At 60.3% G+C, this 7,482-nt stretch carries 7 protein-coding genes and 2 tRNA genes; 8 read left to right on the top strand and 1 reads right to left on the bottom strand.

Going from position 1 to position 7,482, the window contains the following annotated elements:
* Positions 1 to 111: 111 nt before the first annotated feature.
* Together G5182_RS12285 and G5182_RS12280 are read left to right on the top strand one after the other, a co-directional pair.
* A tRNA-Met gene (locus G5182_RS12285) sits at positions 112 to 188 on the top strand.
* Positions 189 to 196: 8 nt separating this feature from the next.
* Positions 197 to 280: transfer RNA gene (locus G5182_RS12280), tRNA-Leu, on the top strand.
* Positions 281 to 498: 218 nt separating this feature from the next.
* Here the strand turns inward: G5182_RS12280 and G5182_RS12275 are convergent.
* The gene (locus G5182_RS12275) at positions 499 to 2,331 is read right to left on the bottom strand and encodes an SLC13 family permease (RefSeq protein WP_040066935.1); all 1,833 of its coding nucleotides are present in this window, start codon (positions 2,329 to 2,331) and stop codon (positions 499 to 501) included.
* Positions 2,332 to 2,594: 263 nt separating this feature from the next.
* On the opposite strand from G5182_RS12275, the gene pnuC reads away from it, so the two are divergent.
* The 6 genes from pnuC to G5182_RS12245 all read left to right on the top strand — a co-directional run bounded on the left by pnuC (position 2,595) and on the right by G5182_RS12245 (position 7,472).
* A complete protein-coding gene (gene pnuC, locus G5182_RS12270; protein ID WP_139721009.1) occupies positions 2,595 to 3,311 on the top strand; it encodes a nicotinamide riboside transporter PnuC in 717 nt (238 codons plus the stop codon).
* Positions 3,312 to 3,314: 3 nt separating this feature from the next.
* On the top strand, positions 3,315 to 4,040 hold the full coding sequence (locus G5182_RS12265) for a nucleoside phosphorylase (RefSeq protein WP_421254416.1): 726 nt from the start codon (positions 3,315 to 3,317) through the stop codon (positions 4,038 to 4,040).
* A gap of 105 nt (positions 4,041 to 4,145) precedes the next feature.
* On the top strand, positions 4,146 to 4,817 hold the full coding sequence (locus G5182_RS12260; protein ID WP_047437937.1) for a Crp/Fnr family transcriptional regulator: 672 nt from the start codon (positions 4,146 to 4,148) through the stop codon (positions 4,815 to 4,817).
* Between the two features lie 42 nt (positions 4,818 to 4,859).
* Positions 4,860 to 5,183 carry a N(4)-acetylcytidine aminohydrolase gene (gene yqfB / locus G5182_RS12255; RefSeq protein WP_421249701.1) on the top strand — a complete coding sequence of 108 codons (324 nt, stop codon included), beginning with the start codon at positions 4,860 to 4,862 and terminating at the stop codon, positions 5,181 to 5,183.
* A 67-nt stretch (positions 5,184 to 5,250) separates the two neighbouring features.
* On the top strand, positions 5,251 to 5,631 hold the full coding sequence (locus tag G5182_RS12250) for a DUF1622 domain-containing protein (protein ID WP_127005888.1): 381 nt from the start codon (positions 5,251 to 5,253) through the stop codon (positions 5,629 to 5,631).
* A gap of 200 nt (positions 5,632 to 5,831) precedes the next feature.
* Positions 5,832 to 7,472 carry an alpha-glucosidase gene (locus G5182_RS12245; protein ID WP_421254415.1) on the top strand — a complete coding sequence of 547 codons (1,641 nt, stop codon included), beginning with the start codon at positions 5,832 to 5,834 and terminating at the stop codon, positions 7,470 to 7,472.
* Positions 7,473 to 7,482 lie beyond the last annotated feature (10 nt).

Here is a 7,482-nt window from a genome sequence, read left to right as displayed (position 1 = left end):
GGTATCGCCAAGCGGTAAGGCAGCGGGTTTTGATCTCGCCATCCCTAGGTTCGAATCCTAGTACCCCAGCCATTTTTCTGTTCTCTTCCACATCTGTGGTCGATAACAAACGGCTATGTAGCTCAGTTGGTTAGAGCATCGCACTCATAATGCGGGGGTCACAGGTTCGAATCCCGTCATAGCCACCATTAATATTGCGGAAGTGGCGAAATTGGTAGACGCACCAGATTTAGGTTCTGGCGCCCTAGGCGTGAGAGTTCGAGTCTCTCCTTCCGCACCATTAATAGCAGTACCAAACAGACCAGCTCATGCTGGTTTTTTTGTATCTGAAATTTGCCTCTCCCCAGTTTTTCTCTCGCTCCTCTATTAACCCATCTCCACGTTAATTCCCGTCCATCTCACTCTTCACTGATTCCGAGCACGCCTTGCCACTCTTGTCTCCCGGCCACAAAAAAGCGGCCCGCAGGCCGCTGGTGCACAGATTCATCATCCCGGTTATCAGAACGGGAAGAACCAGGGGATCGCTACCACGCTGACCGCCATCACCAACAGGGTGAATGGCACCCCGATACGGATAAAATCGGCAAACTTGTAGTTGCCCGGCCCCAGTACCAGGGTATTCACCGGTGACGAGACCGGCGTCATAAAAGCGGCCGAGGCGGCAATGGCAATGGTCATGGCAAACGGATAGGGCGATACCCCCATCTGCTGGGCCGTACCCAGCGCAATGGGCGCCATCAGCACAGCGGTGGCGGTGTTGGAGATAAAGAGCCCGATCACCGCGCATAGGGCAAACAGGCTGGCCAGCATTACCCTTGGCCCCATCTCCCCTACCGCATTGATCAGACCACCGACGATCAGATCCACCCCGCCGGTTTTTTGCAGCGCCAGCGCAAAGGGGAGCATACCGACGATGAGGATCAGGGTCGGCCAGTGGATCGACTTGTAGGCACTCTCCATATCGATGCAGCGAAACTTGCCCATCAGCAGACAGGCGATCAGCGCGGCAATCACGTTGGGCACCGGATCGGTCACCATCAGCAGGATCATCACTCCAAGACAGAAGAGGGCATGAATGGCCTGACTGCGGGCGGGGGCCATCTCGTCCACTTCGGCGGGCAGCCCCATCAGCAAAAAGTCGCGGCTATGGGTCTGCAATTGTCTGATGTGGCTCCAGTTCCCTACCACCAGCAGGGTGTCGCCCATCTGCAGCGGCTCATCCACCAGCTTGCCTGCCAGTGCCTCACCGTCGCGGCGCAGCCCCACCACGCTCAGGCCATAGCTGGAGCGGAAGGTCACCTCACGCACGCTTTTACCCAGCAGCTTGGACTCAGGGATCAGCGACACCTCGGCCATCCCTACCTCCCGCGCCTGATCGGAGAAATACTCCCCGCGCAGGATCATGGGTTCAAGCCGCGCCTCGGTGCAAAACGCCCGCACATCCACCTCAGGGTCTGACATGTCGATCAGCAGCACATCCTTGGCCTGGAACTCACTGATCCCGGACACCGGCACCATCACCCGGCGAAACTTGCGCCAGCGCTCCACCCCGATGACGTGGGCACCATAACGGGCACGCAGTTGCAGCTCATCCAGGGTATGGCCAATCAGCGGGGAGTCAGGCCGCAGCGCCAGACGACGAGCACGGCCGGCCAGCCGGTAGTCTCGGATCAGATCGCGCAGGGTGCGGCGCCCGGTCGGCTTGCCTTTGCCCTCTTCCCCTTCACCCACCAAGGAGCCGCGCACTAGCAACATGTAGAGGATGCCCAGCCCCAGGATCAGCACGCCCATGGGGGTGAAATCGAAAAACCCGAAACCATGTATGCCGTGGCGCATCAGCTCGCTGTTGACCACCATGTTGGGGGGCGTGGCCACCAGCGTCATCATGCCGCTGATCAGCCCGGCAAAGCCGAGGGGCATCATCAGGCGACCGGCCGGGATCCCCATCCGGTTCGCCACACTCAGCACCACCGGGATAAAGATGGCGACCACCCCGGTGCTGCTCATCACAGCTCCCAGACTCGCCACCGCCACCATCAGCAGCACCAGCAGCTTGGTCTCGCTGCTACCCGCCACCTTCACCAATGCATCCCCCACCTGATAGGCGATGCCGGTGCGCACCAGCCCCTCCCCCACCACAAACAGGGCGGCAATCAGAATGACGTTGGGATCGCTAAAGCCCGCCAGCGCCTCCGGCAGGGTGAGGGTGCCGCTCAGCACAAAGAGGATAATGATCAACAGGGCGACCACGTCCATGCGAACCTTGTTGGTCATAAAGAGATAGATGGCGCCAGCCAGCAGACAGAGCACCCAGACAAGCTCGGAATTCAATACAACCTCCTTTTATCACGTGATTCTCCTCCCGGAGAGTGGACTCTATCAGACCACAGCCATGGCGCTATCATCTTGTTACATATCAATAAAGTCCGGCCCGCCGGGGCCCCATAACCCATCACTGCAGGAATAACTGGGCACCAGCGGCGATTTCTTTGATATGGGCCAAGCCCGGGGCGGACAAAAGTCCTGCCCCTCCTCCCCCTCACCCCTTAGAATGGCGCCCTCGCATACTAACCCTCATGTCCAAGGATCAGAAAATGAGCATATTCGAGCTGTTCAGCATCAATAACACCCTAGTGACCATACCGCTGGGTGGCGGCTATGCCATGTCATGGATTGAAGCCATCGGCACCCTGTTCGGGCTGGCCTGTATCTGGTTCGCCAGTCAGGAGAAGACCATCAACTACCTGTTTGGCCTGATCAACGTCAGCCTGTTTGCCATCATCTTCTTCCAGATCCAGCTCTACGGACTGTTGATGCTGCAGCTGTTCTTCTTCTGCGCCAACGTCTACGGCTGGTACGCCTGGACCCGCCCGGCCAACGATCAGGGGGATACCCTGCAGATCCGCTGGCTCAGCAAATCCAAGCTGATAATGACCGCCGCCGTGAGCGTGCTGGCCATCGCTCTGCTGACCCGCTATATCGACCCGGTCTTCGCCACCCTGGCACGCACCTCGGTCTCCCTGCTCAACCTGTTTGGTGCCAACCTTGCTACCCCCGAGCCCTCCCCTGATGCCTTCCCGTTCTGGGATGCCAGCATGACGGTGCTCTCGGTCGTAGCCCAGATCCTGATGACCCGCAAATACGTGGAGAACTGGATCCTCTGGGTCGTCATCAACATCATCAGCATCGGTGTCTATGCCGCGCAGGGCGTTTACGCCATGTCGCTGGAGTATCTGATCCTGCTGTTTATCGCCGCCAACGGCACTCGCCTCTGGGTGATTGCCGCCAAGCGCCAGCCACAAGGTCTGTAAGCCATGAGTCTGTTACCCCATCTCCAGTGCCGCCCCGACCAGATTGCCGAGCGGGTGGTACTGTGCGGCGACCCGGCCCGGGTCGATCGCATCGCCAGCCAGCTCGAACAGTGTGAAGTGCTGGGGCAAAACCGGGAGTTTCGCCTCATCAACGGCCGCTATCAGGGGCTGCCCATCACGGTCTGCAGCACCGGCATTGGCGGCTCCTCGGCCATCATAGCGCTGGAGGAGCTGGTGCAAGCCGGTGCCCACTCGCTCATTCGGGTCGGCTCCGCCGGTGCCCTGCAACACGACATCGGCCTTGGCGACCTTATCGTGGTGGAAGGGGCGGTACGCAATGAGGGCGCCTCGCAGGCCTATCTGCCCGCCGAGTACCCCGCCTGCGCCGATATCTGGCTGCAGGCCGCCTTGCTCAACCATGTGGCAACCGGCAGCCAGCCTCATTGGCACGGGCTGGTACGCTCCCACGACAGCTTCTATCGAGATGATGAGCAGGAGGTGTGCCGCTACTGGCATGCCCGTGGCGTGCTCGGCGCTGACATGGAGACCGCAGCCCTGCTGACCGTGGGTCGCCTGCGCAAGGTGCGGGTTGCAGCCGTGCTCTGCAACGTAGTGCTGTTCGAGCAGGATGTGCAACAAGGGGTGGCGGATTACGCCAGCGCCGAACAGGCGATGATGAACGGCGAGCGAAACGCCATCGCAGCAGCCCTCCACGCGTTGGTGCAATAAACAGCAAACCGTTAACTGCGGCACATCCGCTACCGTGCGGGCTGGTATCCGACCCGCACTCTTGCTAGCCTCATGGCCCTCGTCATCCGGTGCGACAGGCAAGTCATGCAGCAACAGCCCTATCCCCTCGGCCGTTTTCACGCCGAACTCCAGCAGCTTGAACCCCGCTTTGCCGCGGCTCTCGACGCCTGCACCCTGTTTCTGCGCCGCTACCTGCCGGGCGAATTGATCATGCGGCAGGGGGAGCAGAGCGAGCAGCTCTATCTGGTCGAACATGGCCGGGTCTCCCTCAACAGCACGGTACACTCTGGCCGCCGCTTCCAGCTTGGCGAAATTGAGTGCCACAGCCAAATCTTCGGCGAGATGGAGTTCTTCAGCGCAACCCCGGTACAGTGGAACGTGGTGGCCGAGACCGAGCTGGATGCCCGAGTCATCTGCGCCAACAAGCTGGCCCAGCGCCTGCTGGCCGAACCCGAGCTGACCCTGTTCTTTGCCGCCGCGCTTGCCAGCGACTATCTCGACACCCTGGAGATCACCACCAGCCGGCTGCTCCACCCCATCGCCTACAACATCGCCTATGAGCTATGGCGTGAGCGCCAGCGCACCCCCATGCTGGGATCGCGCAAGCGGGCCCATGAGGCGGCGCGCTTCGGCACCACCGAGCGGGTTTACCGCCGCGCCCTCAAGGAGCTGGTCGAACAGGGCATAATTGCCGACAGCAGTGACGGCCCCGTTATCGCCGATCTGGCCAGGCTGCGCGCCTATCTCGATCTTTGATTTCCATTCACCTCATTTCGATTCACCCAGTCAGGAGTCACCATGTCTGCTCATTCCTATCCCGAATTCACCTTCTTCAGCCGCTTCGTTGCCGATATTCAGGCGGGCCGCAAGACCATCACCATCCGCGACGAGAGCGAGGCCAACTGGCAGCCCGGCCAACGTCTGGCGCTGTTCACCAACCCGGAGCACCAGCCCTTTGGCACCATAGAGGTGCTCTCGGTCAAGGCGGTCGCCTTCGATGAACTGAATGAGGAGCACGCCCGTCAGGAGAACATGACCCTCCCCGAACTCAAACAGGTGATCCGCGATATCTACCCCGATCTGCCGCCGCTCTATGTGATTGAATTCAAACTGATTGCCTGAGCCGGATTTGGCCATTGCCGAGCGATGTGTTAATAGTGTCCTCTTTTGAATCATGGAGGTGACCCGAGTGTTTGAGATAGCGAGCCTGAAAGAGGGGATGATGCACGGGGTCGAGCTGTTCCAGCTGCTGCTGGAGATCATCTCCATCGCCTGTGTGGTGATAGGGCTTGGCAAGACCCTCTGGCTGGCGGCAAGAGTGCGGGATCACCAGCCCGGTTTTCCGCGTATTCGTCTCTGCTTTGGCAGTTGGCTCATTCTGGCGCTGGAGTTCCAGCTCGCCGCCGACATCCTGGCCACCACGGTCGCACCGAGCAAGGAGGAGCTGATCCGCCTCGCCATCATCGCGGTGATCCGCACCTTCCTGAACTACTTCCTCGGTAAGGAGCTGGAAGCCCAGACCGAGCGTCAGCAGGAGCAGCGCAGCGAGCAGGCCAAGGCTGCTCAATAACCTGTATTCCTGCAGAGTATCAGCGCTAAGTACCGTGCTATCCCGACCATAGCCGTGGCCCGGGATGGCACCTTTGTGACCCTTCCCTCACTTTTGGCAATCAGCTAACTATGGAACCCTTTTCAAGGTTTCCCCTGCCCTGTTGAGTGCCCGCCCATCTGGGTAAGATAGAAAATCTCTTCCCCCAACCGGCCAAGCTGATGAACCCGCAACCCCGCCATACGCCCGATATCGACCTCGATAGCTGTGTCATCTACCAGATCTACCCCATGAGTTTTCAGGACAGCGATGGCGACGGCATGGGCGATATCAACGGCATCCGTCAGCGCCTCGATTATCTGGCCACCCTCGGGGTCGATATGCTGTGGCTCACCCCCATCTATCGCTCCCCCAAGCGGGACAACGGCTATGACGTGGCGGACTACCGTGCCATCGACCCCGCCTTCGGCACCCTGACCGAGATGGAGCAGCTGATAGCCGAAGCGGCCGCCCACGGCATCGGCATCATGATGGATATCGTCGCCAACCACACCTCCACCGAGCACGAGTGGTTTATGAAGGCACTGGCCGGGGATCCCCGTTATCAGGGTTATTACGTATTCCGGGATCAAGCCTTTGTCGATGCTCACCCCATTACCTCGATTTTTGGCGGCAGCGGCTGGCAATATGTGCCATCGCTTGATCGCTACTATCTGCACAACTTCGATCCCAGTCAGGCCGATCTGGACTGGGACAACCCGGCGGTGCGCGCCGAGATGGCAGAGGTGATCAACTTCTGGCTGGGCAAAGGGATCAAGGGATTTCGCTTCGATGTGATCGATATGGTGAGCAAGGAGTGGGACCGACTGGCCATGAGCAATGGCCCGCGCCTGCACGACTATATCCGCGAGCTCAATGCCGCGAGCTTCGGCGGCAAAGGGATCATCACGGTAGGGGAAACCTGGGGAGCCGATCTCGCCCATATGCAGAACTATTCGAACCACGACGGCAGCGAGTTCAGCATGGTGTTCAACTTCGAGCATCTGGGGCTCGGCAGTGACAAGTGGTCATCCCGCTTCGATCCCCTCGCCTTCAAACGAGCCATGGCCCGCCACCAGCAAGGGCTGCACGGTCAGGGCTGGAACAGCCTGTTTCTCGGCAACCACGACCTGCCCCGCGCCATCTCCCGCTTTGGCGATGACAGGCCAGAGTGGCGTGAAACCAGCGCCAACCTGTGGGCTATGGTGCTGCACATGATGCAGGGTACTCCTTTCATCTATCAAGGGGAGGAGCTCGCCATGACCAACCGCCACTGGCAGCCGGGCGAGCTGCGCGATGTGGAGGCGCTCAACTACCGCGCCAGCCAGTCAGGGCTGGATCCTGCCGAGCTGAGTCGGCGGCTCGATGCCATCGGCCGCGACAACGCCCGTACCCCGATGCAGTGGGACGCCGGCCCCCACGCCGGTTTCAGCGCCACCACACCCTGGATTGCCCTCAACGCCAACCACGTTGCAATCAATGCAGCCGAGCAGTTGATCCGCCCCGACTCGCCGTTTCACTGCTATCGCCAACTCATCGCCTTGCGCAAGGCTCACCCTGTCGTTCGCCACGGCAATTTCGAACTGCTGGATGGGGATGATCCCGAGCGCATCAGCTATCGCCGCCACTGGCAGGATCCGGCCAGCGGAGAGCGGCACACCCTGCTGCTGCTCGCCAATCTCACGGCGACCCCCTTGCCGATGCCCCACTTCGACAAGGTGGCAGACGAGATGCGATTGCTGCTGGCCAATTACCCAAGCGAACCGCTGCAGCTCTTCGCCCCTTATCAGTGCGCCATCTGGCTGCGAGTGGATCAGGGTTAACCACGTGCTG

Source organism: Aeromonas sp. 600948, from assembly GCF_049174875.1.
Lineage (GTDB): Bacteria > Pseudomonadota > Gammaproteobacteria > Enterobacterales > Aeromonadaceae > Aeromonas > Aeromonas veronii_A.
The sequence above is the reverse complement of the archived record's forward strand: the minus strand, read 5'-3'. Positions and strand labels throughout refer to the sequence as shown.

Excerpts from the sequence above, each read along its gene's own strand:
- pnuC (WP_139721009.1), top strand. The coding sequence starts at position 2,595 with ATGAGCATATTCGAGCTGTTCAGCATCAATAACACCCTAGTGACCATA.
- G5182_RS12265 (WP_421254416.1), top strand. The coding sequence starts at position 3,315 with ATGAGTCTGTTACCCCATCTCCAGTGCCGCCCCGACCAGATTGCCGAG.
- G5182_RS12260 (WP_047437937.1), top strand. The coding sequence starts at position 4,146 with ATGCAGCAACAGCCCTATCCCCTCGGCCGTTTTCACGCCGAACTCCAG.
- yqfB (WP_421249701.1), top strand. The coding sequence starts at position 4,860 with ATGTCTGCTCATTCCTATCCCGAATTCACCTTCTTCAGCCGCTTCGTT.
- G5182_RS12245 (WP_421254415.1), top strand. The coding sequence starts at position 5,832 with ATGAACCCGCAACCCCGCCATACGCCCGATATCGACCTCGATAGCTGT.